Below are 26,826 nucleotides of genomic sequence, written 5' to 3' on the forward strand. Positions count from 1 at the left end.
CATCTTGCTAGACCTTCACGATCGGGGGCGGCCGGAACTCGCCCCGCAGGACGGGTGGGCCCGGCTGGTACATCCGCAGCACGGGACGGAACCCGCCCTCCGGCGCGGGCAGCCAGTTCGTGTCGTCGTCGGGCCGCTCGTGCTGGATGCGGATGGTCAGCGAGCCGTCCGGGTCCCGCCGCAGCCCGGGCGTGGCGGCGCCGATCGCGCGCCGGTCGAGCTGGTTCGGCACGGGCCGGGAGCCGGGCACGTCGTAGACGGTCAGGGACCAGCCGGCCTCCGCCGGGGGCGGCTCGTCGAAGTGGACCTCGTAGCGGTGCGCCCCGGTGAGCCGTTCGCCGTCGCGGTCCTTGTGCACGGTCGGCGCGACCGCCTCGTAGGCGTGGTTGCCCCACAGGCCGGTGCGCGCGGCGACGGCCCGCATCAGGTGCGCCTCGTCGCGGTCCGGCATCGTCCACTCCGGCGTGTCGAGGGTGCCGACCTCGAAGTAGTCGAGGTTGAAGTCGAACAGGTGCAGGTCGTTCGTCCAGCCGTTGACGAGCCCGGCGTGCCGGGTGGTGGCCGCCTCCTCCAGCTGCTCCCGGCCGGCGGCGAGCCCGTCGCGCAGTGTCTCGCGCAGCTCCCGCGGCGCGCCCGTGTACGGCGACGGGCCCGGCTCCAGCAGCCCGATCGAGGCGAACCTGCGCTGGTAGCGCCGCTCCGCCGGCGACGGCGGGAACGCCGCGAGGGACCGCCGCAGCGTCTCGAAGAACAGCAGGTCCTCCGGCACACCCGGCTGCGGGTGCGGCAGCCCGTCCAGCGGGACCTGCGGGTACAGCGGATCGATGCGCAGGGCGTCCTGCAGGGCGTGGACCTCGGCCGCGTCGTCCGCGCCCCGGCACGCGAACCGCCCGATGAGCGTCGTCACCATCGTCGGGATCCTGATGACCTGGGCGCCCGGCGCCTCCCGGCCGGCCCAGCCGGGCGGCACGAGCAGGAACTCGCGCTCGCCGGTGCCGGTGGAGCGCCGGCCCACGTAGGCGAAGTTGTCCGTCCACGCGTCGACGAACTGCAGCACGTGGTAGCGGTCGCCGGTGTCGGGGACGCCGAGCCACAGCGGCCCGCCGGACAGGTCGAGCCGGGCGGTCGAGTACAGCAGGTCCGGGTTGGCGTTGCGCTGGTCGTCGAAGTGCCGCTGATGCGTGAACGTGTTGAACGCGCCATGGTCGCGCTCCACGGCGGCGAGACTGGTCAGCAGCGGGTAGCCGTACTGGAACGCCTCCGCGGCCAGCGTGGTCAGGTCCATCGCCCTCAGGTCCATGCGTCCCTCCCGGGTTTGGATCGCCTCCTCCTGGACTCCAGCCTGCGCGCCGGGGGCGGCCCGGGTGGGTGAGGCGCCGGGTGGCTTCAGCGGCGCGGGTTCGTCCTGCGGGTCGGCGCGGCCGCGAGGGGGTCGTCCGGCCACGGGTGCCGCGGGTACCGCCCCCGCAGCTCGGCGCGGACCTGCGGGTACCCGGTGCGCCAGAACGACGCCAGGTCCCGCGTGACGGCGACGGGCCGGCCCGCGGGGGACAGCAGGTGCAGCAGCACCGCCACCCGGCCGTCGCCGATCCGGGGTGTCTCCAGCCAGCCGAACGCCTCCTGGACCTTCACCGCCAGCACCGGCGCCTCCGGGTCGTCGTAGTCGACCCGGGCCAGGGAGCCGCTCGGCACCCGCAGCCGCTCCGGTGCCAGCTCGTCGAGGCGCTGCGCGGCCGGCCACGGCAGCATCGCCCGCAACGTCCGCAGCGTCCGTTCGGCATCCACGGTGGACAGCTTGGTGACGCCGCTCAAGTCGGTGTGCGCGACCACACTGGCGTCGCTCACGTCCGGCCACGGCGGGCCGAGCACCAGATGGCAGAAGGCCATGCGCTGCCGCAGCCGGGTCGCCTCCGCCGACCAGCGCGGCCCCTGCCGGGCGAGGGCGTCGCGCAGCGCCCGTTCGACCAGCTCGCGCGGCGGGTCCGGCAGCTCCCGCCGCCGCAATGTGATCGCGCCGAGCTGGTCGAGGCGCTGCGCGCCCTGCGCGGTGATCTCATCCACTGTGGACAGCAGGGCGGCGCCCGCCTCCAGGGCGGTGTCCTCGTCGATCGCCGCGGCGAGCCGGACCCGTGCGGCGGCGCTGCCCGGCTGCCGGTCCGCCGCCGCGACCGCCAGCCACGGGTGCCCGGTCAGCGGTGAGCCCGGCGCCAGGGCGGCCTCCGTCCCGCCGGCCATCAGGTACCCGCCGCCGCGCAGCCGGGCCAGCCGCTCCGGGTACGCCAGCCCGGTGACGAGGCCCGCGACCAGGTCGTCGGGGAGGCGCACCGGGGCGTCCGGCAGGTCCCGGCGCAGCCGCTCGGTCTCGGCGCGCCAGCGGGCGTCGCCGGTGTCGCGCAGGTGCCGCCAGGCAGCGGCCAGGTCGTCGCCCCGGGCGAGGGAGTCGTCGGCGAGGATCGCGACCACCTCGGCGGCCCTGCGCGCGCCCACCTTCGGCGCGCCGTCCAGCAGCGCCCGGGCCAGCCGCGGGTGCGCACCGACCCGGGACATGCGGTGCCCGCGCGGCGTCGCCCGGCCGTCGCCGTCCACCGCGCCGAGCGCCCGCAGCGTCGCCTGCGCGACCCGCATCGCCGCGTCCGGCGGCGGGTCCGGCAGCGCCAGCCCCGCCCCGCCCGGATGCCCCCAGCAGGCGAGCGCCAGGGCGAACCCGGTCAGCTCGGCGACCGCGACCTCCGGCTCCGGCTGGGCCGGCAGGCGCGCGTCGTCGGCCTCGGACCAGCACCGGTACACGACGCCGGGCGCCTCCCGCCCGGCCCGCCCGGCGCGCTGGACGGTGGCCGCCTTCGCCGCCCGCACCGTGGCGAGGGACCCCAGGCCGCGGGCGTGGTCGGTCCGCGGCACCCGGGCCAGCCCGGCGTCGACCACGACCCGCACCCCCGGCACGGTCAGGCTGCTCTCCGCGACGGCGGTGGCCAGCACCACCCGCCGCCGGCCGCCGCCGTGCAGCGCCGTGTCCTGCTCCTTCGCCGGCAGCCGCCCGTGCAGCACGTCCACCGGCAGGTCGTCCAGCCGCCGGCGCACCGACGCGATCTCGCCCGCGCCCGGCAGGAACACCAGCAGGTCACCCTCCGCCTCCCGCCACGCCCGGCGCACGACCGCCGCCACGTGGTCGAGGAACGCCGGGTCGACGTGCAGCCCGTGCGGTGGCCGTACCGGACGCGGCGGGGGACACCACCGCACGGCCACGTCGTGCAGCGCGCCCTCCGCCACCACCACCGGCGCGTCGAGCAGCCGCGCGAACCGGTCCGCGTCCGCGGTCGCCGACGTCGCGAGCAGCCGCAGGTCCGGCCGCAGCGTCTGGCGGCTCTCCACCAGGAACCCGAGCGTCAGGTCCGTGTCGAGGTGCCGCTCGTGACACTCGTCGATCACGACGGTGCCGACGCCGTCCAGCGCCGGGTCGGCGAGCAGCCGCTGCACCAGGAGGCCGGTGGTGACCACCTCGACCCGCGTGCCGGGCCCGACGGCGCGGTCACCGCGGACGCTGTACCCGACGCTGCCGCCGACCCGCTCGCCCCGCAGCTGCGCCATCCGCCGGGCCGCCGCCCGCGCCGCGATCCGCCGGGGCTCCGCCACGACCACGGTGCCGCCGGCCGCCCCGTCGTCGAGCGCCAGGGGCACCAGCGTCGTCTTGCCGGTCCCGGGCGGCGCCACCAGGACCGCGCCGCCGTGGTCGCCGAGCGCCGCGACCACGTCCCCGAGCACCCGTTCGACCGGCAGATTCCGCACGCCCAAGTCCTACCGCATCCGCGGCGCCCGCGGTGGCCGGGGCGCCGGTCGCCCCCGCCTCCCACGGGGCACCGGCGAGGTCGCCGTCGTCCTCAAGGCCGGCCCGTCGGGGCCCGCCGGCGCCGGGGTCCTGCCGGTGGTCCAGTAGCGTCGGACGGGTGCGCGAACTGATCGTCCGCTGGCAGCGTGGCTGGGCGGTGGCCCGTGCCCTCCCCACCGCCACGGACGTCGGCCCCGGCCTGCGGGTGCGCTGCCTGCAGCCGGGCCGGGCGGTGGAGTACGTGGCCCTGGACCGCGACCCGGCGTCCCTGCGCGACCTGGCCGCCCTGGTCGCCCGGGAGGCCGAGCCCACGTGGCTGACCGTGCCCACCACCGATCCGGCCGCCACGGCCACCGAGTTGGAGGCCGCGGGTCTGGTCCTGCTGAAACGCGCCGAGCTGCTCATGACCACCGACCTGCGCACGCACCCCGCACCACCGCCCGCCGCCGGGTACCGGCTCGCCACCGCCGTGGCCCCGGACACCGACCCGGGCACGGTCACCGTCACCGTCCTGGCCGCGTCCGGCGAGGTGGGTGCCCGCGGCACGATGGGCCTGACCGGCACCGACGCCGTTGCCGACCGGATCGAGACGCGCCCCGCGCACCGCCGCCGCGGCCTGGCCAGCACCCTCATGGGCGCCCTGGCCACGGCGGCGGTCGCGGCGGGCGGCACGGACGGCATCCTCATCGCCAGCGAGGAGGGCCAGCCCCTGTACGCGAAGCTCGGCTGGCGGCCCGCCGCGGACGTGCTGATCGCCACCACCCCGGGCAACACGTACCCGACCTGACCCCGTCCCGGCGCGCGGCCGTGGCACGGCGCGGTGTCGCCGCAGGTGGGCGGCGCCTGCGCTGTCCCACGGTGTCCCACGGGCGGCGCGCGGCGGCGCCGGCCGGTGCTCGGATGTCTCCTGTCAGCGACACCGCAGAGCAAGGAGACAGGTCATGGCAACGAACGTCGGCACCCTTCCCGGGCGCACCTCGTGGTGCACCCTCAACGGCGGGCTGTGGGCCCTGCAGGTGCTGTGGGGGTTCTTCTTCGCCGGCAGCGGCTTCGGCAAGGTGCTGCTGCTCGACGGCACGCTGTACGCGGCGGCGCCCCAGGCGGTGGCCTGGTACGCGGCGGTGCCGCAGCCCCTGATCGTCTTCATCGGCGTATGCGAGGTGCTCGGCGGCGTCGGGCTGATCCTGCCGGCGCTCACCCGGGTCGCGCCCCGGCTGACCCCGCTCGCGGGCGCCGGCCTCGCCCTCACCATGCTCCTGGCCGCCGGTTTCCATCTGGTACGCGGTGAGCACGCGCTGGTGCCCGCCAACGTCGTGCTCGGCGCGGTGGCGGCGTTCGTCGCGGCGGGACGGTGGCGCCTGCGGCCCGTCGCCGCCGCCCCGGTCACCGCGGCGCGCGTGCTCGGCTCGGTCGCGGTGCTCGTGGCGATGGCCGTGCTGGTGTTCGCGCCGACCTGGTACACGATGACCCACACCTACGGCTGAACGCGCCCGGTCGCCCGCCGCCCCGCGCCCGCATCGGCGTCAGTGCCCGTGGTCGCCGCCGCCGATGCGTTCGCTGAGCTCGAACATGTTGCCCCACGGGTCGCGGAAGAACGCGAGCCGGGCGCTGATGTCGTCGATCTCGAACGGCGGGTTGACGACGTCGACCCCGCGCCTGCGCAGCTCGGCGAGCGTCTCGTCGACGCTGTCGACCGAGAGGCAGACATGGTTGTAGCCGTTCACCGACAGGCTCGCGTCGACGTCGCCGAACACGGTCTGGGCGGCGGCGCCCGGCCCGCCCAGGATCTCCAGGTGGAAGTCGTCCTGGTTGGGTGGCATGACGTACGCGAGGGTCAGGTCGCCGTACGGCCAGACCTGCAGGATCCGCCAGCCCATCGTGTCGACCCAGAACGCCCGGGCCTGCTCGTAGTCGGGGTAGCGGATACCGGTGTGATGCCCCCGCATCGACGCGAACGGCGATCGCGGGTCCTTCGGAGGGTTGGCCGGCAATGGCATGGGGTGACTCCTTCGTGGCGCGGCTGTCGGACCCATCCTCGGAAGCGCACCTGGGGCTCGGACAGTGGATGGCCGGTAGCCGTTGTCCTGGCTCTGGCAGTACTACCCGGCACGGGACGGCGACGCCCGGACGCGGGCAGACTGTTCGGTATGACGTCCGGCAACGAGCTGCGCGCGTTCCTCACCTCGCGCCGCGCGGCGATCTCGCCGCAGGAGGCCGGCCTGCCCGTCCCGGCGACCACCCGCCGGGTCAAGGGGCTGCGGCGGGAGGAGGTCGCCATCCTGGCCGGGGTCAGCGTCGACTATTACGTGAAGCTGGAGCAGGGCCGCGCCGGCAACGTCTCGGACCAGGTGATCGAGGCGGTCGGGCGGGCGCTGCGGCTGGACGACGTCGAGTCCCGGCACCTGCGGTCACTGCTGCGGCCGGGCAGCGGCCCCGCGCCCGGCGTGGTCAAGGCCCGGCCCGCGCTGCTGTCCATGGTCCACGCGCTGAACGTGCCCGCGGTCATCCACGGCCCGCACCTGGAGGTGCTCGGCGCCAACCACGCCGCCAAGGCGCTGATCGCCGACTTCGACGCGATGCCGGTGGCACAGCGCAACACGGCGAGGTGGACGTTCCTCGACCCGCGCGCCCGGATCGTGTACCCCGACTGGTCCCGCGTCGCCGGCGGCGTGGTCGCCTTCCTGCGGGCGTCCTCGGTGGACGCGGACGACGAGGTGCTGCGCCGCCTGGTGGCCGAGCTGAGCGCGGCGTCGGACGAGTTCGCCCGGATGTGGGCCGCGTACCGCCTCTCCGACCACCGGTACGGCGTCAAGCGCTTCTTCAACGAGGTGGTGGGCGAGCTGCGCCTCAACTTCCACACCATGCGCTCACCCGACGGCCGGCCGCAGTCCGTGGTCATCTACTCGGCCGACACCGGCTCCCCGTCGGAGGAGAAGCTGCGGCTGCTGTCCAGCTGGACCGCCGCCTCGCCGGCGCCTCCACCGCGGTAGGGCGCGGTCAGACCCGGAACTGGCCGACCAGGGCCCGCAGCTCGCGGCTCATGGCGGACAGGTCGTGCGCGGCGGTGCGGGTGTCCTCCACCCCGTCGGTGGTGGCCCGGGCGGCCTCGGAGATGGTCGAGATGTCCGCGGCGATGTCCGCCGAGCCGGCCGCCGCCTGGGAGATGTTGCGGCTCATCTCGGTGGTGGTGGCCGTCTGCTGCTCGACGGCCGCCGCGATGGTGGTCTGGTAGTCGCCGAGCCGGCCGGTGATCTCGACGATCCGGTTGATCGCCTCCGTCGCGGCGGCCGTGTCGGCCTGGATGCTCTGCACCTTCGCGGCGATGTCGCCGGTGGCCCGGCCGGTCTCCTGCGCGAGGTCCTTGACCTCGCCGGCGACGACCGCGAACCCCTTGCCGGCCGCACCGGCGCGGGCGGCCTCGATGGTGGCGTTGAGCGCGAGCAGGTTCGTCTGCTCGGCGATGTCGTTGATGACCTTGATGACGTCGCCGATCTGGCGGCTCGAACCGGTCAGCCGCCCGATCAGGTCGAACGCGGAGTGCGTCAGCTCCGTCGTCTGCCCGCCGATCCGGGCCGCCTCCGCGGTCGTGCCGGCGATCTGCTGGATCGAGGCGCTCATCTGCTCGGCGCCGGTGGCGACGGTCCGCACGTTGTCGGACACCTCGTCGGCCGACGCCACGATCCGCCCCGACCGTGCCGCGGTCTCCTGGGCGCCCGCCATGATCCTGGTCGAGGTCTCGGTGAGCTGCCGGCTGGCGACCTCGACCGTCGACGCCGACCCGCTGATCGCCCGGACCAGCGAGGAGATCTTGTCGGCGAACGTGTTGAACTCCCGACTCACCGCGGTGAACTCGTCGTTGCCGCTGACCGCGAGCCGGTGCGTCAGGTCGCCGTCGCCTTCGGCGATGTCGGACAGCCGGTCGTGCAGCGCCCGGAGGGGCCGGACGATCGACAACGACAGCGCCAACGCCATCAGCGTCGACAGCGCCAGGGCGACACCGCCCACGACGTCCGCCAGCCGGCCGGTGCGGCCCGCCGTGGCCCGCGCCGACTCCCCGGCGGCGTCGGCCCGCTGCTGCGCGCGGACGAGGAGCTGGTCGACGGGTTCGCTGATCTGGGCGTACACCTGCAGGCCCTCACCGACGACGAGGTCGTTGGCCACCCGCGTCTGCTCGGGCGTGCCGGCCCGATAGGCCGCGACGACCCGGTCGTCCAGCCGCGCGAACTCGTCGAACGCGGTGCGGATCGCCTGCACGTCCTCGCGGTCCGCGGCCGGCAGCGGCAGCCGCGCCATCGTCTCGAGCTCGGCGGCGAAGTCCCGCATCGAGCCCAGGAACGCCGCCCGCGTCTCACCCGAGTCGTCGGCGGCGCCCGGCGCGCCCCGCACGATGTCGAACGCGTACCCGACCTGCCAGCCGGAGATGTCGGTGATGCGGAACTTCAACTGCTCGGCGGCGTCGAGCTGGGCCCGGGCCGCGGCGAGCCGCTCGGCGGTCTGCCGGGTCCCGCGTGACGCGGTCGCCGCCGCCAGCCAGATGGCCACTACACAGAGCGCGATGATGGTGAAGCCGACGACCAGCCGCGGTATCACTCCGGTGCTTCGCAGTACGCCCATGGTTCCCCCGCTGGGACTAGGCTCTTTTGCGGTCCCATCGGCCCGACTCCGACGATCTTGAGCGAACTCCACGAACGGCGTGGGTCTCGTGGGCCTCGCGGGCCTCGCGGGCCTCGCGGCGTCGGTGAACAGGGGGACGGGCGGATGTCTGCGCTGCTGGCCGTGCTCGCGGACGTCCGGGCGATGCTCGCCCGCCCCGGCAACGACTACAGCTGGTCGTCGTTCGTGGACGCCGAGGCCGCCCTGGAGGAGATCGACGCCGCGGTCGCGGTGGTGCTCTCCGGCGGTACGCCCACCGCATGCCACGTGCTCTTCGCCCCCACGGGGCCGATCCAGGAGGTCGCCCTCTCCAGCGGCTGGGGCGACGAGTTCCTGACCCTGGCCGCCCGCTTCGACGCCGCCGTCCGGTCCCTGTGAGATCAGGGGAGCTCGGGCCCGCCCGCGCCCGCGAGCTCGCCGAGCACGCTGATCGCCTCGTCGACGTCGTCCGGGCCGGCGTCGGCGAAGGATTCGGGTGCCTCCTCGTCGGCGAGGTGCGGGTACTTCTCGAGGAGGAACCGCCGCCGGTACGCGACGTCGGCGGCGTCGACGATCCGCTCCACGGTCGCCCAGTTGAAGGCCCCGCCGATGATGATTCCGGCCGCGGGCACGACCTTGCCGAGCGACTGCTTGGTGATGCGGACGCCGAACGCCTTGCCGAACTGCCGGTAGACCTGGGCGATCAGGGACTGCTCCAGGACGGGCCACGCCTTGCCGCGCACGAGCGCCTGCGTGAGCCGTGAGATGTCGGCCATGGCGGCGGTCTTCGCGCCGGACGACATCGCCGTCCCGGCGTTGACGACGGACATCACGAAGAGCTTCTCGCCGGGTTCTTCGGGGTCGTAGCCGTAGAGCAGCGAGACCTGGCCGACGGAACGGGACGCGAGCCCGAGCACGACCGCGGCGTCGCCGGCCATGGCACCGGCGATCGCACCCGCCGAGGGCGCCGCGGCCGCGCCGGCGGAGGCGACGGTGACGAGTGCCCCGCCGGAGATCGCAAGCCCCGCCCCGGCTCCGGAGGCGGCCGCGATGGCCGGGTAGTACAGGCGCGCCCCTCGTCCACGGACGGCGTCGATCTGTTCGAGGTCGAGGCGGCGCAGCTCGGCGAGCGACGCGACGTCGTGCCTGAGCTTCCGGTGGCGCGCCACGACCCGGTCGGGTGATAGCCCCACCCGTGAGACCCGTCCCACGGTGTCCCGGATCGACCCGAGCGCCGCGCCGCTCCAGTCGGCCACACCATCGGGGATGGCATCGGCCGCCTTGCGAGCCCCGGAGCTGACGGCGGTCGCACCCTTGGCGACGATCTGCTGCCCGCGTGACACGGCCGACTGGGCCCGTGGGCTGCGCTCCAGGTATTTCGTGGCCCGCTCGCCGAGCCGCGCGGCGCCGGTGGCGACCTGCTCGCCGGCGCTCCTCATCATCCGGGACAACAGGCGGCCCTTGAACTGCTGGATGTCATTCCATGCCTGGAGCTCGTATGCCGATGGTTCCGCCATGCCGGAACCGTAGTGGCTCGTGCCGCCGCGCAGCATTGACCAAGTGGATACCGGATCTGATCATTCGGCGCCGGACGGCCGACGGTTGCGAGGCGCTGCCGCAGTATTGCAGAAGAGGTATGTCCCTTGGGAGGGCTGGACGTCATGGCTTCGGGTGACTCGCCCGCGGTGGCTCGCCGTATGGTTCGCCTGGCGATCCGTGACGCGCGCTTGGCGATGGGTCTCACCCAGTCGACCGTGGCCGATGCCATGGAGTGGTCACTTTCCAAGGTCATGCGCATCGAGAATGGCGAGGTCACGATTTCGCAGAACGACTTGCGACCGCTGCTCGCGTACCTCGGCGTACGTGACAAGGCGCGGGTTGACGAGCTCGTGCAGGCCGTCAAGGCGTCGAAACAGCGCCGCCGGTGGTGGGAGGGGTCGAGGTTCGCGGGCCTGCTGACCCCGGCCATGCAGCAGTGGTTCAGCTACGAGGCCGAGGCCAGCACCATGCTCATCTACTGCGCGGTGAATTTCCCGGGCTTCCTGCAGACCGCGCAGTTCGCCGGCCAAGTGCTGGGCTTCTTCGACGACGTGCTGTCGCCCGAGGCGATGGCCGCGTGCGTGGAGACCCGCGCGATGCGGCGGCGGGCGCTCGAATCCCGCGGCACCCGGCCCGACGCCCGGGTGATCCTCGACGAGTCGGTGCTGTTTCGCACCCAGGGCCGGCTGGACGTCTTGGCCGCAGCTGGACTCGGTCACGAAGGCGATCGCAGAGGGTTGGCTGACGGTGCGCATCGCGCCGTTCGCCCTGCCGGCGGCCGGCATCGGGAACTGGGAGATCTTCTACCTCGGTGTCGAGGACATCGAGCATGCGGTGCTCTACCGCGAGAACTCGACCAGCGACGAGATCATCGACGACCGGATGAGCCTGGAACGGCATCTGGCGCAATGGGAGAAGATCTGGCACGCCGCATTCGACGAGGCTCAGTCGAAGGAAATGATCGAGACCCGCGCGAACGAGCTCCGGCCTTGAGCAAGCGGGTTGCGCGGCATGGCAGGGTGATGGCGTGCCTGGGTCCCCGGAGGTGTCGCTGCTCGGCTATGTCGACGACAAGGTAGCGCCGGACACGGTGGCTGGGCTGGAGCAGCTGGTCGCCCAGTTGGTCCAGTCGCGTGAGTGGGCCGGCGCGCCACCTGCGTTCGTCGACAGCATCGACCCCGCCGGGGTGCACACGTGCGGGGTGGTCTTGTGGTTGACGGACGTGCGCGCGCCGGAGGCGGCAACCGTGTCGGCCGACTTGGACCGGCGCGAGTTGGCCGATGCCAAGGCTGTGGTCGACGCCCTGGCCGGGTTCTCCGGTCGCACGGGCCTGACCGTCGGCGTTGAGTACGGCGGCGAGTCGGTCGGGTGGATCGAGGCCGGCCGGCCCGACGAGGGAATCCGTGAGGGTCTGATCGGTGAGTGGGAGCGGGGGATCGCCGGCTGAGCCGGCAGCCCCGAGCGGCCCTCGGTCACCCACCGGTGCACGGGTCTGCGAGCGTGTTCGCGGACAAGGGGTGTGGTGGAGCTGAGGAGTCGTTCCATGCGTATGTGTCGGGTCGTCTGGCGGCGTTGTCGCGGATGGCGATGCGCTGTTGCCGTGGTCGTGGCCCTGGTGTGCGCAGTCGTGGCCGTCGTGCCCGGCCTGCGCCTCGTGCCGCAACCGGCCGAGGGCGGCCCGGCCATTCCCCGCGGCGTCGAGCTTCCGTACTCCTGGCAGGCGACGGTCGACATGGCGCCGCCCGGCCCGGCGATGGTGCTGTTCGGCGGCGACAGTCTGGCGTTGAGCAGCGACCCCTTCGAGGAAGACGGCGGCAAGCTCGCCGTTGTCGGCCGCGACGGCGCCTACCGCATGCTGCGTTATCCCAACGACGGGCTGCGTGCCGGGCAGGACGTGCGGCTGTCCCCGGACGGCAACCTCGTCGCGCAGAGCATGCTGACCGGCGGTCCGGCAGCCGGGTGGCTGGTCGTCACCGACCTGCGCACCGGCCGCAGCCGCGGCTACGGCGACGGGCCGCCGGCCTGCTGCTTCGAGGTCGCGGCGTGGCGCCCGGACAGCGGCGCCGTCCTGGTCCTGCACGGCGACAACAACCACCATGACCCGGCAACCGACCGGCCACTGGCGCAGTACGTCCTGGTCGACGTCGCCAGCGGCGCCCTGCTCCCGGTCGACGACGTGTTTACACGCGACCCCACCGCCTCGGCATGGGTGGCGGCGTTCTCCCCGGACGGCCGCGGGTTCGTCGCGACGAGACCCACCACCGACGGCACCGAGCTGCGCGGCTACGACGCCACCGGCCGGCGGCGGTGGACCCGCGACCTCGGCCAGCGGCGGCTGGCCGGCGCGGGCGCCTACACACCGGACGGTTCGGCGGTGGCCCTGCTGAGCATCGACGGCTGCCCGAAGGACTGCGACCACGACCAGTTCCTCGCCCGGCGGTGGCGGGTCACCTATCTGGACGCCGCCACCGGGGCGGACCGCGAAGGGCCGGCGTTGCCAGAGGTGACCGGCCCGGCGGTACGCGCGCTCGGCTGGCACGGCGACGCCCTCATCGTCGTGCGGTACGAGTACGAGGACGGCGCACAGGGCCCGGACGAGACGGACCCGTGGGGGACCCGCCACGTCCGCGTGCTGGCGCTGCGGCCGGACGGCACCACAAGCGTCGTGTTCGACCCGCCGGCCGACGTCATCTCCGTCGACATCGCGCAGGACCTGCTGCGCGAGGGGCGGTTCGGCGGTCCCGTGCCGGAGCCCGCCGCGCTGCCCGCCCGCTGGTCGGTGATCGCGCAGGAGGCGCCGTGCCTGCTGGTACCGGTGCTGATCGCGGCGGCCGTCATCGTCGTGGTCTGGCGGGCGGTCCGCCGGCGCCGCACCGCCGCTCGCGGATAGGAAAGCCGCCGGCCGGTTGTGCCGGTGCGGAAAGTTTCATCCGTGGCGCCGGGGACAGCAGGCCGTACCCGCGCGACCGCTCCGGCGTCGTTGCTCCGTGCCGGGGCGGGCCGGAACCATGGCCCGTGTGGGGGGCTTCGTGATGCGCAGGGTTCTTGCCGTGGCCTGCCTGTCTGCCGCGCTGCTCGCGTCGGTCGTGCCACCGGCCGTCGCGGCGGGCGGCGGGCTGGCGGCGTACGAGCACCAGCGGCTGGTCTGGGCGCCGTGTCCCGGTATCGACAACCCGGAGGTCCGCTGCGCGTCGGTGCGCGTGCCCCTCGACTACGCGCACCCGGCCGGTCGGGCGATCGAGATCGTCGTCTCCCGGCGGCCGGCGAGTGACCCGGCGCGGCGGCGCGGCGTGCTGCTCACCACCGGCGGCGGCCCCGGCGGGCCGGGCGTGCCGCTGCCGGACCAGCTCAGCCACAGCCTCGATGCCGCGGTACTGGCGGCCTACGACCTGGTCGGCTTCGACATGCGCTTCGTCGAGCGCAGCACGCCGATCACCTGCGGCCGGCCGACCGAGGAACCGGGCGGATTCTGGGTCCGCGTCGACGGGTACCAGCCGTTCGGCGCGACGGTCGCGCAGGCGCGCCAGTTCGCCCGCGACTGCGCCCGCAACGCCGGCTGGGCCCTGCCGCACGCCACGACCGCCAACGCCGCCCGAGACATCGACATCATCCGGGCCGCGCTCGGCGAGCCGCGGATCTCCTACCTCGGCGGTTCCTACGCCGCGCTGCTCGGCGCCGTGTACGCCACCCTGTTCCCGGGCCGCGTCGACCGGCTGGTGCTCGACAGCCCGCCGGACTCGGCCACGATCTGGCGGCAGTACGAGCTCGACCGCACCGCCGCGATGGAGGACAACTACGGCGCGTTCGTGGCGTGGGTGGCCGCCAACGACGCCGCGTACGGCTTCGGGGCCACCCCGGACGCGGCCGGCGCGGCACTGACGTCCCTGTTCCGCCGGGCCGCGACCGAGCCCATCGTCGCCGGCGACCACGCGTGGACCCTCGACGAGCTGGGCTACCTGTTCGTGCTGGCCACGTTCTTCGAGCAGCTGTGGCCGGTCGTCGCCCTCGACGTCGCGGCGATCCGGTCCGGCTCCCCGCCGCCGATCCCGCTGGACATCCGCGCGTCGGCCGCGCCCGGCACGCCCGGCGTACCGGCCGACAACCACACCGCGGTCAATCAGGTCTTCCGCTGCGCGGACAACGCCTGGCCCCGGGACCTGCGCACCTACCGGCGCGACCTCGCCGTCCTCGGCCGGGCGTTCCCGGTCTACGGGCCGGCCAACGCCAACGTGGGCCCGTGCGCCTTCTGGCCGTCGGCGCGGGACAACACCGTCGCGGTGTCGGCGGACCCGGCCGGCGGTGCGCTGGTGCTCGCCGCGCGGCACGACGCCGCGGTACCGCCGGCCAACTCCCTGGCCACCCGGGCCGCCATCCGCGGTGCCCGGCTGGTCACGGTGGACCGCCGGGTCCACGTGCCGCTGCTGAGCGGCCAGGCCACTCCGTGCATGACCGCGGCCGTGACCGACTACCTGGTGACCGGGGCCCTGCCCGCCGGGGACCTCGCCTGCTGACGCCTCGTAACGCCACTTCGCACAACGCGGCGACGAGCAGACCGACGGCGGGCCCGGCTCAGGTAGGTGTAGCGGTGCCGGGGAGTGTGTGTTCCACCGGGCGGCAAGCCCGCGGTAGACAGCGGTCGGCTCTGGCAGCGGCAGTACCGTTTCGGTCCGCGGCCGCCATCAGGGCCGAGTTCGCTGCTGACGCTCAGCGTGGCCGGTGTCGAGTGCTCCATCCGTACGGCACGGGCGGGGCGCCGTGAGGAGTTGACCGTAGGGGATGCTGCGGTCTTCGATCCCGGTGACGGCGTGCCGGTGTGCGCCCAGGCGGACGTCGATGGGTGGGTCGGGGACGGGTGTGGTGTCGTCCAGCAGCCGCAGACCGAGTCGTGGTCCGGTGTCGGCTGGTTGCAAGGTAACGCTCCACCGTTTTCGGTGTGGCGCTGTTCTTCTGTCGACTACGGCTTAGTTTTCACGCGTCGTCGACAACGGCCGTAATACACGGCATATAGAGAGATTCCCAATATGGCGCCACCAATCTGCGTCAACAGAGTCAGCAACCCGAGCGAGTGTTCGACAATTAGCGTCATCAACAACGTGCCCGCAAGTGACCCCAGCACCGCCAGGACCATTGGAAGTAGAAGTGGCATCGCTTGCTGGCCCGGGAAAGCTAGTCGGGCGAGCACAGCCGCAACCAAACCAACGACCACTCCGATTACCATGATTGCGATCAACGCGGCTCACACTCCCTTTTCACGGGATCTAGCCCCGCAGCACCGGTACGCCGACGGCAACCATCGCCGACGCCAGGGCGGTTACCGCCCAGTCGAGTCCCTTGCTGCTCAACGCTTCGACAAGCTTGCGGCCCCAACTACCCGCCACGTCGCCTACGCGCGCCGCGGGCGGGTCGTCCTCAGCTGGCTCGACGAGCGCTGCGTAGTGGTGCTGGCTGACGGCCAGCAGCAAAACGCCGAGTTTTTCGATGACCTGGTTCGCAGTCTCCTGGGCGCCGTCGACTGGTGCGTTCAGCAAGTGCAACTCGGCCTCTCCGAGTTGACGCAGCACCGCTTCGAACCGTGCGCGCAGCCGCTTCCGCGCCCACTGGCTACCTGCCAGCCGAGCCTGCAGTGCGGGGCTGAGGAGACTGCGCTCCAGCGGCGGAATTACTTTGCGTAGGTATCGCAGGCCCTCGTCCGGTGCCGCGGCCCAATCGCGTAGCCGGTCGATCAGCGCAGTGAGGTAGTACCGGACCGCAGTCTCGGGCCAGAGCCCAGCCACCGTGGTCCGGAACAGGCCTACAGCCAACAGTGGCGCCAGGATGGCCGCACTGTACAGGATCCAGAAGATGCGGTCGGTGTCCGCATGTACGGCAAGCCAAGCGAGCAAAACTGATAGTCCCAGGACACAGAGAACGCTCTTGGTGAACAACTGGACGGCTATACGGAGCTGGCGCTGTTGCCGTCGTGTGGCTCCCTCGTCGAGGGCCAGGCCCAACTGCTCGGCCCACCGTTGCAGATCGGGCCGGGTGGGGTAAGTGAACGTACTCGGCACATGGTCATCGTGGTCGTCGTGTGCACGCTCGTCCGGTCAACTCCGGGACCTCACCTGCTGGAACTCCCCTCGACCGTCATCCGGGTCAGGTCGAGGCGCGCCTCCGCTAAGTCACGTCAATCCGACCTCATCTTTTCTCCGTCGCGAGAAGGGTTGAAGGTGCCTCGTCACCCGACGTCGATCACGATTTTGCCGGTACCGGTGCCGCTCTCCACGATGGCATGGGCTGCCGTGGTCGACCATGACGAGCTCGATCTCGGTCGGGTAGTCCACGTCCAGGGCCTGCTTCCAGTCGCAAGCCTGAACGGGAGGCCGAGGAACCTCACCACTGTCCGGGGTGTCCTGCACCTCTATCAGCGGCCGGAGCAACCGCCGCCGGAGGCGCCCGCCCCGAGGACCGGGACGGGCGTCTCACGCTGCTGTCGACAGGGACGTACTACGTGTCAGTTGGTTCGCGCAGCCTTCTCGATCAGCGCGGTGACCGCGTCCGGGCCTCGAGCATGGAGAGGTGGTCGGCGTTGCTCTCGACGATGACGCCGTGGGCGCGCTTGGCCATCGCGACCCTTCTACAACGACCATCGACCGCATCAGAGCCTCGAGTGCAAACACGCCGCCTGAACTGCCCGGACGGGGTTTTCGGCAAGCACAGGGCGGCGGAGCCCCGGCGCTGGAGACACTCGAGATCGCCCCGGACCGCCCAAGTCGCTGCGACCGGTCCAGCACCCCGTCCGGCCCTCTGAACGTCGCGCCGGCATGACGCGAGCGGCCCCGCTACGGGGTTGAGGGGGTGTGGGTGGAGCGAAGCTCCCCCACTGGGGAGCGCGGCGCCAGCCGTGCGCGGGGGATACGAGATCGACAACGGCAAGCGGCCCCCGCCGCGAAGCAGGGGCCGCCGATTCGATCTCGTACGCCGCGTAGGACTTGAACCTACAACCCGCAGATTAAGAGTCTGCTGCTCTGCCAGTTGAGCTAGCGGCGCCTGGCTGAACGGAGGAAACTCTAGCACGCCCCACTGGTGCCCCAAAAACGAGATACCCCCGTCCGGCCTGTGCGGTGCGTTACTCCTCGTCGTCCTCCCAGAAGAAGTCCGTCGGTGTGGGCTGCTCCGGCTCCTGCTCCATCAACTCCGCGTCGGGGCCGATCAGGTCCTCGAGCTCGTCGTCCGGCTGCTCCCAGGTCACCGGCATCTCGGTCATGGCACTAACCCCCTGAAGTGCTACCGAAGGGAATCCAACGGGCGGCGAGCTACCCGGTGCTGGCGGTCCTAACCGCGACGGGCCAGGTCGAGGCGCGCAGGACCAGGGTGGTCGGCATGAGGAGCTCTTCGGGGGTCCAGTCACTGACGGTCATGGCGCGGCGGAGCATGCCGGCGGCGAGGACGCCCTGCTCGAAGACGCGCTGGCGGACGGTGGTGAGGTCGAGCAGGGCGCTGAGCTCGTGGTCGTCGAAGCCGATGACGGAGACGTGCCGGCCGGTGCGGCGCAGGGCGGACAGGGCGCCGAAGGCGAGCTCGTCGGACTCGGCGAAGACGGCGGTGGGCGGGTCGGGCAGGGCGAGGAGGCGGCGCATGGCCTGCTCGCCGCCGTCGAGGCCGTGCGGGACGGACATGACCAGCTCGTCGCAGACGGGCAGGCCGGCGGCGGTGAGGGTGTCGATGTACGCGCGGCGGCGGGCGTGCGCGACGGGCAGGAACATCGCCTGGTCGGCGTACGTGGAGATCATGCCGATCCGCCGGTGGCCGAGGCTCAGCAGGTGCTGGATGGCGGAGGTGGCGGCGGCCACGTCGTCGATGCGGACGCAGCCGGCGCCGGGCACGTCGTGGCCGACGGCGACGATGGGGACGCCGAGGCTGCGCAGGTCGGCGATCTCGGGGTCGGTGAACTGCATGGCGACGACGAGGACGGCGTCGACGCGGCGGCGCAGCGGCAGCTGACCGAAGAAGCGCTGGCGGGCGGCGCCGTCGCCGAGGTTGTACAGCAGCAGGTCCAGGTCGTGCTCGCGCAGGACGGACTCGGCGCCGGCGACGATCTGGCCGAAGAACCAGCGGGCGGCGTACGGGACGATCACCCCGACGGTGTGGGTGCGGCCGCTGGCGAGCCGGGAGGCGATCGGCGACACGACGTACGACAGCGCCGCCGCGGCCTGCAGCACGCGGTCGCGCGTCTCGTCGGAGACGTTGGGCAGCCCTCGGAGGGTGCGTGACACGGTGGCGGAGGAGACCCCGGCCAGCCGGGCCACGTCCTCCATGCTCACGGGCACGGGAACGTCGGCCACACGGGGAGGCTAGCAACACTCGGCGCCACAGCAATATGTCCGCCGTGTTGCTAACTCGTTATCGATCAATCCTGCCGAAGGGCTCGACAAACCGACCTTGCAAACGCTTACATCCGAGGGACACAGCACACCGGTACGTGGGCGGAGCTGTTCGCCCGGACCGGGTCTAGCCAAAGGAGGCTAACCATGGCTGTCCTTTCGAGGCGGCGTCGGGCGTTCGCGCTCGCCGGTGTGGCCGCGCTGGCACTCGTCGCCGCCGCTTGCGGTGACAGTGACAGCGACACCGGCTCATCAGCCGCCGACAAGCCTGAGTGCGCGCCGTACGCGCAATACAAGGTCGACAAGAAGAAGACCGTCTCGATCTACGCGACCATCCGTGACGCCGAGGCCGACAAGCTGACCGCGTCCTGGAAGCAGTTCGAGGAGTGCACCAACATCAAGATCGACTACGAGGGGTCCGGCGAGTTCGAGACCCAGGTCAAGGTGCGCGCCGACGGAGGTCAGCCGCCGGACATCGCGGTCTTCCCGCAGCCCGGCCTGCTCGCCTCGTTCGCGACGAAGGGCCAGCTCAAGGAGCTGCCCGCGTCGGTGAAGGCGAACCTCGACAAGAACTGGTCGAAGGACTGGGCCAAGTACGCCACCGTCAACGGCAAGGTGTACGGCGTCCCGATGGGTGCCAACGTCAAGTCGCTGGTGTGGTACTCGCCGCAGCTGTTCAAGGAGAAGAACTACAAGGTCCCCACCACGTGGGACGAGATGATCAAGCTCTCCGACGACATCGCGGCGACCGGCATCAAGGCGTGGTGCGCGGGCATCGAGTCCGGTGACGCGACCGGCTGGCCGGCCACCGACTGGATCGAGGACATCGTCCTGCGTGACCAGGGCCCCGACGTCTACGACCAGTGGGTCAACCACTCGATCCCGTTCAACGACCCCCGCATCGTGTCGGCTGCCGAGCGGACCGCCTCGATCCTGAAGAACCCGAAGTACGTCGGTAACCCGAAGACCATCGTGACCACCTCCTTCCAGGAGGGTGGCCTGCCGGTCAAGGACAAGAAGTGCGGTCTGCACCGCCAGGCCAACTTCTACTCCAACCAGTGGGCGAAGGGCACGAACGTGGCCGAGGACGGCGACGTGTTCGCGTTCTACTTCCCGGCCGTCGACCCCGCCAAGGGCAAGCCGGTCCTGGTCGGTGGCGAGTTCGTCTCCGCGTTCTCGGACCGTGACGAGGTCGTCAAGGTGCAGACCTACCTCGCCTCCGGCGAGTGGGCCAACAGCAAGGCGAAGCTCGGCGACTGGATCTCGGCCAACAAGAGCCTGGACGTCAACCTGGTCACCGGCTCGATCGACAAGCTCTCGGTGAAGATCCTGCAGGACCCGGCCACCGTGGCCCGGTTCGACGGCTCGGACCTGATGCCCGCCGCGGTCGGCTCCAAGTCCTTCTGGACCGGTATGACCGACTGGATCAACGGCACCAAGGACACGAAGGCGACGCTGGACTACATCGAAAGCACCTGGCCCAAGTAAGTGAGCTGAGGCCCGGCTCCGGTGCGGCGGTGCGCGCGAGCGCACCGCGGTGCCGGAGCCGGCCGGTCGGAGGACACCCCCCATGGAATACGACTTCTCCGAAGACGTCGACAAGATCTGGCCGGCACTGCTCTTCATGGGCGGCTTCGTCGCCGCGGTCGGTGGGCTCCTGTTCGTGCTCGACATCCTGCCCAGATGGGGGAAGGGCAAAGAGCGCCTGCAGATGTTCGGCTTTCTCGGCCCCGCGCTCCTCCTGCTCGGCGTCGGGCTGGTCTACCCGCTGATCCGCACGGTCACCCTGTCGTTCTACAACAACTCCCGCGGCTCGTTCGTCGGGCTGGACAACTACAGCTGGATCGTCACCAACGACGACACGCTGATCATGCTGCGCAACACCCTCTTCTGGGTGGTGTGCGTGCCGCTGCTGGCCACCGCGTTCGGCCTGATCTACGCGGTGCTGGTCGACAAGGCCCGTGGTGAGGGCATCGCCAAGTCGCTGATCTTCATGCCGATGGCGATCTCGCTCGTCGGCGCCACGATCATCTGGAAGTTCGTCTACGCGTACCGCGAGGCGGACCAGGAGCAGATCGGTCTGCTGAACCAGATCCTCGTGTGGTTCGGCATGGAGCCCCAGCAGTTCCTCACCAGCTCGCCGAGCAACACCTTCTACATGATCGTCATGATGATCTGGATCCAGGCCGGCTTCGCGATGGTCATCCTGTCCGCCGCGATCAAGGCGATCCCGGCCGAGATCGTCGAGGCGGCGCGGCTGGACGGGGCCAACCCGTGGCAGATGTTCTGGAAGGTCACGATGCCGAGCATCCGGCCGGCGGTCGTGGTGGTCACCATCACCATCACCATCGCCACGCTGAAGGTCTTCGACATCGTCCGGACGTCGACCAACGGCAACTTCAAGAGCAGCGTGCTCGCCTTCGAGATGTACAACCAGGCCTTCCGGCTGAGTGACGACCCCAGCGGTGAGGGGCGCGGTGCCGCGCTCGCCGTCGTGCTGTTCCTGCTCGTCGTGCCGGTCGTCGCCTACCAGGTCCGGCAGCTGCGGAAGCGAGCGGAGATCCGATGAGCGACGTTTCCCTCGACAAGAACGAGGACAAGAACGAGGACACGAGCCCGGGCGCGAACACCGTCACGAGGCTGGAGAAGACCGAGGTCCCGAAGGAGACCAGCCCGCTGTACAAGGGCGCGGGCCGGGGCGAGCCGGACACGATGGCCGCCCGGGTCCGGCGGAAGCTGAGCTCCCGCGTGGCCAGCGTCGTGGCGATCATCATCGCGATCGTCTGGACGATCCCGACCTTCGGCCTGTTCGTCTCGTCGCTGCGGCCCGAGAACGACATCAAGACCACGGGCTGGTGGAAGTTCTTCACCAACCCCAGCCTGACCCTGGACAACTACAACGAGGTCGTCTTCGGCACCTCGGCGTCGTCCGGCCGGCTGGCCAGCTACTTCATCAACTCGCTGACCATCACCGTGCCGGCCGTGCTGTTCTCGGTCAGTCTGGCCGCCATGGCCGCGTACGCGCTGTCCTGGCTGAACTTCCGCGGCCGGGACTGGATCTTCATCGGCGTGTTCACGCTGCAGATCGTGCCGCTGCAGATGGCGCTCATCCCGCTGCTGCAGATCCTGGGCGACTACACCAGCTGGGGCGGCGGCTTCTTCGCCGTGTGGTTCGCGCACACCTGCTTCGGTCTGCCGCTCGGCGTGTTCCTGCTGCACAACTTCATGTCCGAGCTGCCGAAGGACCTGTTCGAGGCGGCCCGGGTCGACGGCGCGGGCCCGGCGATGACGTTCCGGCGCATCGTGCTGCCGCTCATCACGCCGGCGCTGGCCTCCCTCACGATCTTCCAGTTCCTGTGGATCTGGAATGATCTTCTGGTGGCCCTGGTGTTCACCTCCGGCCCGGAGACCCGCCCGCTGACGGTGCGGCTCGCCGAGCTGGCCGGCACCCGGGGCAACGACTGGCAGCGGTTGACCTCCGGGGCGTTCGTCTCGATGGTCATCCCGATCATCGTGTTCCTGTCACTGCAACGCTATTTCGTTCGCGGCCTGCTGGCCGGTGGAGTCAAGGGGTGAGTTCGCTGGTCTGGTGGCGTGATGCCGTGATCTATCAGGTCTACCCACGCTCGTTCGCGGACGCGGACGGTGATGGCATGGGGGACCTGCGCGGCATCACGTCGCGCCTGGACCACCTGGCGGAGCTGGGTGTCGACGCGCTGTGGATGTCGCCGTTCTACCGCTCGCCGCAGCACGACGCGGGGTACGACGTCGCCGACTACTGCGACGTCGACCCGCGGTTCGGCACCCTGGACGACTTCGACGCCCTGGTCGCCGCGGCGAAGGCCCGTAACCTGCGGGTCCTGGTCGACCTCGTGCCCAACCACACCTCCAGCGAGCACGTGTGGTTCAAGGAGGCGCTGGCGGCCGGACCGGGCAGCCAGGCCCGGGAGCGGTACCACTTCCGCAAGGGCCTCGGCGCGGACGGTGAGCTGCCGCCCAACGGCTGGCAGAGCGTCTTCGGCGGCCCCGCCTGGACCCGCGTGCCGGACGGTGAGTGGTACCTGCACCTGTTCGACGCCAGCCAGCCCGACCTCAACTGGGACCTGCCCGAGGTCCGGACGATGTTCGAGGACGTGCTGCGCTTCTGGCTGGACCGGGGCGTCGACGGCTTCCGGGTCGACGTCGCGCACGGCCTGATCAAGGAGAGCGGCCTGCCGGACTGGACCGAGGCGCACGTGCCGATCACCAGCCCCGGCGCCGAGCACCGCACCCCGCCGATGTGGGACCAGGACGGCGTGCACGACATCTACCGTTCGTGGCGGCGGGTCCTGGACTCCTACGACGGCGACCGGATCATGGTCGGCGAGGCGTGGGTGTCGCCGGCCGAGCGGATGGCCCGGTACGTCCGCCCCGACGAGATGCACCAGGCGTTCAACTTCGGCTACCTGATGGCCCCGTGGACCGCGGCCGACCAGCGGGCCGCGATCATCGAGTCGATCGACGGCGTGGCGCTCGTCGGTGCCGTGTGCACCTGGGTGCTGTCCAACCACGACGTCGTGCGGCACGCGTCCCGCCTCGGGTTCGAGCCCGGCTACAGCACCCAGGGCGGCATCGGCGTCGACGACCCGCAGCCCGACGAGGCGCTCGGCCTGCGCCGGGCCAGGGCCGCCACGATGCTCATGCTGTCGCTGCCCGGCTCGGCCTACCTGTACCAGGGCGAGGAGCTCGGCCTGCCGGAGCACACGACGCTGCCCGACGAGCAGCGCCAGGACCCGACCTGGTTCCGCTCCAAGCACGAGGTCCGGGGCCGCGACGGCTGCCGGGTGCCGGTGCCGTGGGAGGCCGACGCGCCGTCGTTCGGCTTCGGCCCGGGGTCCGCGCCGTGGCTGCCGCAGCCGGCCGACTGGGGGCGCTTCGCCGCCGACGCCCAGCGCGGCGTGCCCGGCTCGACCCTGTCGCTCTACACCGAGGCGCTGCGCCTGCGCCGCACCCACCAGTTGGGCAGCGGCGTGCTCACCTGGCACGAGAGCCCGGGTGAGGACCTGGTCGACTTCCGCAACGGCGGCATCCGGGTGATCACCAACTTCGGCCAGGTGCCCGCGCCGCTGCCGCCGGGGGAGGTGCTGCTCGCCAGCGGTGACCTCGCCGCCGACGGCAGCCTGCCGCCCGACACGACCGCGTGGATCAGGGCGTGACAACACCCGCTACCTTGACGGCATGACCGCTCTCTTCGCGTACGTCGTCAGCTACCTCAACCCCACGGCGCTGGAGCTCGGCGGTGAGGTGGCGAAGAAGAAGCCAAAGGTGAGCGGCGGCAGCGGCGGCCTCATCGGCGGCTGCTGCTGCGCCGTCGTGGTCATCATCGCCATCGTGGTCGTGGTGATCATCATGCGCCGGCGGCGGCCGAGCGCGTAGCGCGTGTGCGGTGGTGGGGTTCCCGTGCCGGTGGGACGGTTGCGGTCCGTCGGGAGGGGAACCCTGCTGTCATGGCCCGTGTGCTGCTCGTCGACGATGACGCCGACATCCGCGAGACCACCGCGATCAGGCTGCAGATCGGCGGCCACCACGTGATCACCGCGGCCACGCCGCAGGAGGCGCTCGACGTCGCCGCCGGCGGGCCGCACTTCGACGTGGCCGTGCTCGACCTGCACCTGCCGCGCACCGACGGTGACGAGCTGCTCGACCTGTTCCGCGCCCATGAGGCGACCGCGGACCTGCCCGTGGTGTTCTACAGCGCGAACGCGCCGCACGCCACGTCGGTGCACGGCCTGTCCCTCGCCGACACGAAGCTCACCCGCGGGCGTCCCCTCAACAGCCTCCTGGCGACCATCAACTGCCTGTCGCACTGACGGCCCGGCCGGTCCCGACGACCGGGGGACGCGGCAACCCCACGGCAACCCGCGGCGCACCGGCGACGCACCACCCGCTCCCGAACATTGGTGACACCAGACGTCACCACTTCGGGAGGGACCAGCCAGATGCGAGTCATCCAGCGCGCCACGTTCGTCGCCGCCGCGTCGGTCGCCGGGCTCATGGCCGCCGGCTCCGCGGCCCTGGCGGCCCCGGCGGAGGGCCAGATCCGCGGCGCGGGCCAGCCGGGCGCGCTCCGGGACCGGTACATCGTCGTGCTCAAGGACACCGTGACGGCCGCCGACGCCGCCGCCGGTGCCGGCCGGCTCGCCGAGCGGTTCGGCGGCACGCTGCAGCGGTCGTTCGGCAGCACGCTGAAGGGCTTCTCGGCGCGGCTGACCGAGCGCGGCGCGAAGCGGCTCGCCGCGAACCCGCTCGTCGAGTACGTCCAGCAGGACCGCACCGTCGCCCTCGCCGGCACGCAGGGTGGCGCGCCGTGGGGGCTGGACCGCATCGACCAGGCGCGGCGCCCGCTCGACGGCAGCTACACCTACCCGGGCACCGCCGCGAACGTGACCGCGTACGTGCTGGACACCGGCGTGCGCCTGACGCACAGCGAGTTCGGCGGCCGGGCCCGCTCCGGGTACGACTTCGTCGACAACGACACCGACGCGAGCGACTGCCACGGCCACGGCACCCACGTCGCCGGCACCGTCGGCGGCAGCACCTACGGCGTGGCCAAGTCGGTCAGCATCGTCAGCGTCCGGGTGCTGGACTGCAACGGCTCCGGCTCGTACTCCGGCATCATCGCCGGGATCGACTGGGTCACCGCGAACGCGCAGAAGCCGGCCGTGGTGAACCTGAGCCTCGGCGGCTCCGCCAGCCCGGCCCTGGACCAGGCGGTGCGCAACTCGATCGCCTCCGGCGTCACGTACGTGATCGCGGCCGGCAACAGCAACACCGACGCCTGCGGGGTCTCCCCGGCCCGCGCCGCGGAGGCGATCACCGTCGGCGCGACCGACGCCAACGACAACCGGGCGTCCTTCTCCAACTACGGCGGCTGCGTCGACCTGTTCGGCCCGGGCGTCGCGATCACCTCGGCCAGCAACAGCGGCGACACCGGCGCGGCGATCATGAGCGGTACCTCGATGGCGACCCCGCACGTCGCCGGCGCCGCGGCGCTCTACCTGTCGGCGAACCCGTCGGCGACCCCGGCGCAGGTGCAGGACGCGCTGCTGGCCACCGCGGTGCGCGACACCGTCGGCGACCCGGGCGCCGGCTCGCCGAACCTCCTGCTGCAGGCGCCGACCGCGGCGGCACCCGTCACCCAGCCCGTCACCCAGCAGCCCGTCACGCAGCAGCCGGTCCAGCAGCCGGTCGCCGTGGTCGCCGCGCCGCCGGCGCCGTGCAACGTGCGCACCAACCCGGCCGACGCCGCGATCCGCGACCGCGGCACCGTCACCACCGCCGTCGTGGTCAGCGGCTGCGCCGGCAGGGCGTCGGCGAAGGCCCGCGTCGAGGTGCACGTCGTGCACGCCAAGAAGGGCGACCTGGTGGTCGAGCTGATCGCGCCGAACGGCTCGGTCAAGCGCCTCAAGGCCGCCAGCTCCAAGGACAGGGCGAGGAACCTCAACGCCACGTACACGGTGAACCTCGGCAGCCGCCCGAAGAACGGCACCTGGAAGCTGCGGGTGCGCGACTCGTACAAGGGCAACGTCGGCTACCTGGACAGCTGGACCCTGACGGTCTGACCAGTGGCACGGCCCGCCGCACAGCTCGGCCGCACCGGTGTCGCCAAGGATGGCGGGCCGGTGCGGCCGCACGGGCGTCTCAGGCGACGGTCGCGCGCCGCTCCACCGTCTCCACCAGCCGCTGCGCCACGACCGACAGCGGCAGGCCGAGCCGGCTCGCGGTGCCGCGCAGCACGTCCAGGGCCGCGTCCGACGAGCACGCCCGCTGCGCCATCATGATGCCGATGGCCCGGTTGACGGTCTCGCCGTCGGCGAGCGCCTCCGTCAGCTCCGCGTGCAGGTCGGCCTGGCGCCCCCGGTCGAGCACCGCGGCCAGCAGCAGCCCGGCGTGCTCGGCGATCAGCACGGCGGTCAGCCCCGCGTCCGGGGTGAGCCGTCCGGGCTGTGCCGCGTACACCGTCAACGCCCCGATGACCTGCTCGTCGATGTCGACGGGGACGGTCAGCACGCCGTGCACCCCGGCGGCGAGCGCGTCCTCGCGCCAGCCGGGCCAGCGGTCGTCCGCCGACAGGTCGGCGCTGACGATGAGATCCCTGGACCGGATCGCTTCCATCGAGGGTCCGGTGCCGCTGTGGTACTGGCTGTCGTGCAGCTCCGCGGGCAGCTCGGGCGAGGATGCGGCGGTGGACGGTCCACCCGCCCGCACCAGGGTGACCGCGCACCACGAGGCCCCGTCCACCAGGTCGGCAGCGGTCTCGACGAGGTCCTCCAGGGCCTCGTCGAGGTCGTCGCTGGCGATCAGGCGGGCCGTGAGCTGGCGCAGCACAGCAGCGATCTCCACCGTGTGGAGGTCCGTCACGTTTCCCCCTTCAGCCACGCCGGCGGCGGTGCCGGCGGTGCACCGGGGGCCTCCTACCCGGCGGTCCGTGAT

24 protein-coding genes, 1 tRNA gene and 1 pseudogene are annotated in these 26,826 nt (G+C 72.0%); 16 read left to right on the forward strand and 10 right to left on the reverse strand.

What is annotated here, in order from left to right:
• Positions 1–7: 7 nt before the first annotated feature.
• Both OP18_RS44755 and hrpB read right to left on the reverse strand, forming a co-directional pair.
• Entirely contained in the window at positions 8–1,300 is a 1,293-nt protein-coding gene (locus tag OP18_RS44755; RefSeq protein ID WP_033365527.1) for a DUF1254 domain-containing protein, read from the reverse strand.
• Positions 1,301–1,386: 86 nt separating this feature from the next.
• Positions 1,387–3,783: an ATP-dependent helicase HrpB gene (gene hrpB, locus OP18_RS51695; protein ID WP_389253869.1), complete on the reverse strand. Its 2,397-nt coding sequence runs from the start codon at positions 3,781–3,783 to the stop codon at positions 1,387–1,389.
• Between the two features lie 158 nt (positions 3,784–3,941).
• Between hrpB and OP18_RS44765 the strand changes: the two genes are divergently transcribed.
• Entirely contained in the window at positions 3,942–4,610 is a 669-nt protein-coding gene (locus OP18_RS44765) for a GNAT family N-acetyltransferase (RefSeq protein WP_033365529.1), read from the forward strand.
• 154 nt (positions 4,611–4,764) lie between these two features.
• Positions 4,765–5,307, forward strand: coding sequence for a DoxX family protein (locus tag OP18_RS44770; RefSeq protein ID WP_033365532.1), 543 nt, complete (start codon positions 4,765–4,767; stop codon positions 5,305–5,307).
• Between the two features lie 39 nt (positions 5,308–5,346).
• Here the strand turns inward: OP18_RS44770 and OP18_RS44775 are convergent, their stop codons facing one another.
• The gene (locus OP18_RS44775; protein ID WP_052388283.1) at positions 5,347–5,820 is read right to left on the reverse strand and encodes a VOC family protein; all 474 of its coding nucleotides are present in this window, start codon (positions 5,818–5,820) and stop codon (positions 5,347–5,349) included.
• Between the two features lie 150 nt (positions 5,821–5,970).
• On the opposite strand from OP18_RS44775, the gene OP18_RS44780 reads away from it, so the two are divergent.
• Complete coding sequence (locus OP18_RS44780) at positions 5,971–6,813, forward strand: helix-turn-helix transcriptional regulator (protein WP_033365537.1); 843 nt, start codon at positions 5,971–5,973, stop codon at positions 6,811–6,813.
• A 7-nt stretch (positions 6,814–6,820) separates the two neighbouring features.
• Here the strand turns inward: OP18_RS44780 and OP18_RS44785 are convergent, their stop codons facing one another.
• Positions 6,821–8,437: a methyl-accepting chemotaxis protein gene (locus OP18_RS44785; protein WP_156090226.1), complete on the reverse strand. Its 1,617-nt coding sequence runs from the start codon at positions 8,435–8,437 to the stop codon at positions 6,821–6,823.
• Between the two features lie 144 nt (positions 8,438–8,581).
• Here OP18_RS44785 and OP18_RS58230 point away from each other — a divergent pair, with 144 nt between their 5' ends.
• Positions 8,582–8,854, forward strand: coding sequence for a hypothetical protein (locus OP18_RS58230; RefSeq protein ID WP_052388285.1), 273 nt, complete (start codon positions 8,582–8,584; stop codon positions 8,852–8,854).
• Positions 8,855–8,856: 2 nt separating this feature from the next.
• Here the strand turns inward: OP18_RS58230 and OP18_RS44795 are convergent, their stop codons facing one another.
• Positions 8,857–9,972 carry an EcsC family protein gene (locus tag OP18_RS44795; RefSeq protein WP_211273871.1) on the reverse strand — a complete coding sequence of 372 codons (1,116 nt, stop codon included), beginning with the start codon at positions 9,970–9,972 and terminating at the stop codon, positions 8,857–8,859.
• A 249-nt stretch (positions 9,973–10,221) separates the two neighbouring features.
• On the opposite strand from OP18_RS44795, the pseudogene OP18_RS62785 reads away from it, so the two are divergent.
• From OP18_RS62785 to OP18_RS44815, 5 genes and pseudogenes are all read left to right on the forward strand, one after another.
• A pseudogene (locus OP18_RS62785) lies at positions 10,222–10,635 on the forward strand (Scr1 family TA system antitoxin-like transcriptional regulator); the annotation flags it as partial.
• 106 nt (positions 10,636–10,741) lie between these two features.
• Complete coding sequence (locus OP18_RS62400; protein ID WP_052388286.1) at positions 10,742–10,987, forward strand: Scr1 family TA system antitoxin-like transcriptional regulator; 246 nt, start codon at positions 10,742–10,744, stop codon at positions 10,985–10,987.
• 52 nt (positions 10,988–11,039) lie between these two features.
• Positions 11,040–11,441 (forward strand): hypothetical protein, encoded by a 402-nt coding sequence (locus OP18_RS44805; protein ID WP_081971654.1) that lies wholly within the window; start codon positions 11,040–11,042, stop codon positions 11,439–11,441.
• A 153-nt stretch (positions 11,442–11,594) separates the two neighbouring features.
• On the forward strand, positions 11,595–12,884 hold the full coding sequence (locus tag OP18_RS44810) for a WD40 repeat domain-containing protein (protein ID WP_033365542.1): 1,290 nt from the start codon (positions 11,595–11,597) through the stop codon (positions 12,882–12,884).
• A gap of 160 nt (positions 12,885–13,044) precedes the next feature.
• Positions 13,045–14,505, forward strand: a complete 1,461-nt coding sequence (locus OP18_RS44815) for an alpha/beta fold hydrolase (protein WP_052388287.1) — start codon at positions 13,045–13,047, stop codon at positions 14,503–14,505.
• Between the two features lie 747 nt (positions 14,506–15,252).
• Here OP18_RS44815 and OP18_RS44820 read toward each other — a convergent pair.
• From OP18_RS44820 to OP18_RS44830, 4 genes are all read right to left on the reverse strand, one after another.
• Positions 15,253–16,041, reverse strand: a complete 789-nt coding sequence (locus tag OP18_RS44820) for a hypothetical protein (RefSeq protein WP_033365544.1) — start codon at positions 16,039–16,041, stop codon at positions 15,253–15,255.
• A gap of 906 nt (positions 16,042–16,947) precedes the next feature.
• Positions 16,948–17,020, reverse strand: a tRNA-Lys gene (locus OP18_RS44825).
• Between the two features lie 79 nt (positions 17,021–17,099).
• Positions 17,100–17,237, reverse strand: coding sequence for a hypothetical protein (locus tag OP18_RS58235; protein WP_156090229.1), 138 nt, complete (start codon positions 17,235–17,237; stop codon positions 17,100–17,102).
• Positions 17,238–17,286: 49 nt separating this feature from the next.
• Entirely contained in the window at positions 17,287–18,315 is a 1,029-nt protein-coding gene (locus tag OP18_RS44830) for a LacI family DNA-binding transcriptional regulator (protein WP_245635753.1), read from the reverse strand.
• Positions 18,316–18,501: 186 nt separating this feature from the next.
• Between OP18_RS44830 and OP18_RS44835 the strand changes: the two genes are divergently transcribed.
• From OP18_RS44835 to OP18_RS44865, 7 genes are all read left to right on the forward strand, one after another.
• A complete protein-coding gene (locus OP18_RS44835) occupies positions 18,502–19,842 on the forward strand; it encodes an ABC transporter substrate-binding protein (protein ID WP_033365548.1) in 1,341 nt (446 codons plus the stop codon).
• A gap of 82 nt (positions 19,843–19,924) precedes the next feature.
• Positions 19,925–20,923: a carbohydrate ABC transporter permease gene (locus OP18_RS44840; protein ID WP_033365551.1), complete on the forward strand. Its 999-nt coding sequence runs from the start codon at positions 19,925–19,927 to the stop codon at positions 20,921–20,923.
• A gap of 143 nt (positions 20,924–21,066) precedes the next feature.
• Positions 21,067–21,930, forward strand: coding sequence for a carbohydrate ABC transporter permease (locus tag OP18_RS44845; protein ID WP_052388298.1), 864 nt, complete (start codon positions 21,067–21,069; stop codon positions 21,928–21,930).
• The gene (locus OP18_RS44850; RefSeq protein WP_033365554.1) at positions 21,927–23,549 is read left to right on the forward strand and encodes a glycoside hydrolase family 13 protein; all 1,623 of its coding nucleotides are present in this window, start codon (positions 21,927–21,929) and stop codon (positions 23,547–23,549) included. The genes OP18_RS44845 and OP18_RS44850 overlap by 4 nt, the downstream gene beginning before the upstream one ends.
• Positions 23,550–23,571: 22 nt before the next feature.
• Positions 23,572–23,769, forward strand: a complete 198-nt coding sequence (locus OP18_RS44855) for a hypothetical protein (protein WP_033365556.1) — start codon at positions 23,572–23,574, stop codon at positions 23,767–23,769.
• A gap of 71 nt (positions 23,770–23,840) precedes the next feature.
• Positions 23,841–24,203 carry a response regulator gene (locus OP18_RS44860; RefSeq protein ID WP_052388288.1) on the forward strand — a complete coding sequence of 121 codons (363 nt, stop codon included), beginning with the start codon at positions 23,841–23,843 and terminating at the stop codon, positions 24,201–24,203.
• A 129-nt stretch (positions 24,204–24,332) separates the two neighbouring features.
• Complete coding sequence (locus tag OP18_RS44865) at positions 24,333–25,955, forward strand: S8 family peptidase (RefSeq protein WP_033365559.1); 1,623 nt, start codon at positions 24,333–24,335, stop codon at positions 25,953–25,955.
• 79 nt (positions 25,956–26,034) lie between these two features.
• Here OP18_RS44865 and OP18_RS44870 read toward each other — a convergent pair whose 3' ends face one another.
• Positions 26,035–26,754 carry a GAF and ANTAR domain-containing protein gene (locus OP18_RS44870; protein WP_033365561.1) on the reverse strand — a complete coding sequence of 240 codons (720 nt, stop codon included), beginning with the start codon at positions 26,752–26,754 and terminating at the stop codon, positions 26,035–26,037.
• Positions 26,755–26,826: the final 72 nt, after the last annotated feature.

This window comes from Dactylosporangium aurantiacum (assembly GCF_000716715.1).
In the GTDB taxonomy this organism is placed as follows: domain Bacteria; phylum Actinomycetota; class Actinomycetes; order Mycobacteriales; family Micromonosporaceae; genus Dactylosporangium; species Dactylosporangium aurantiacum.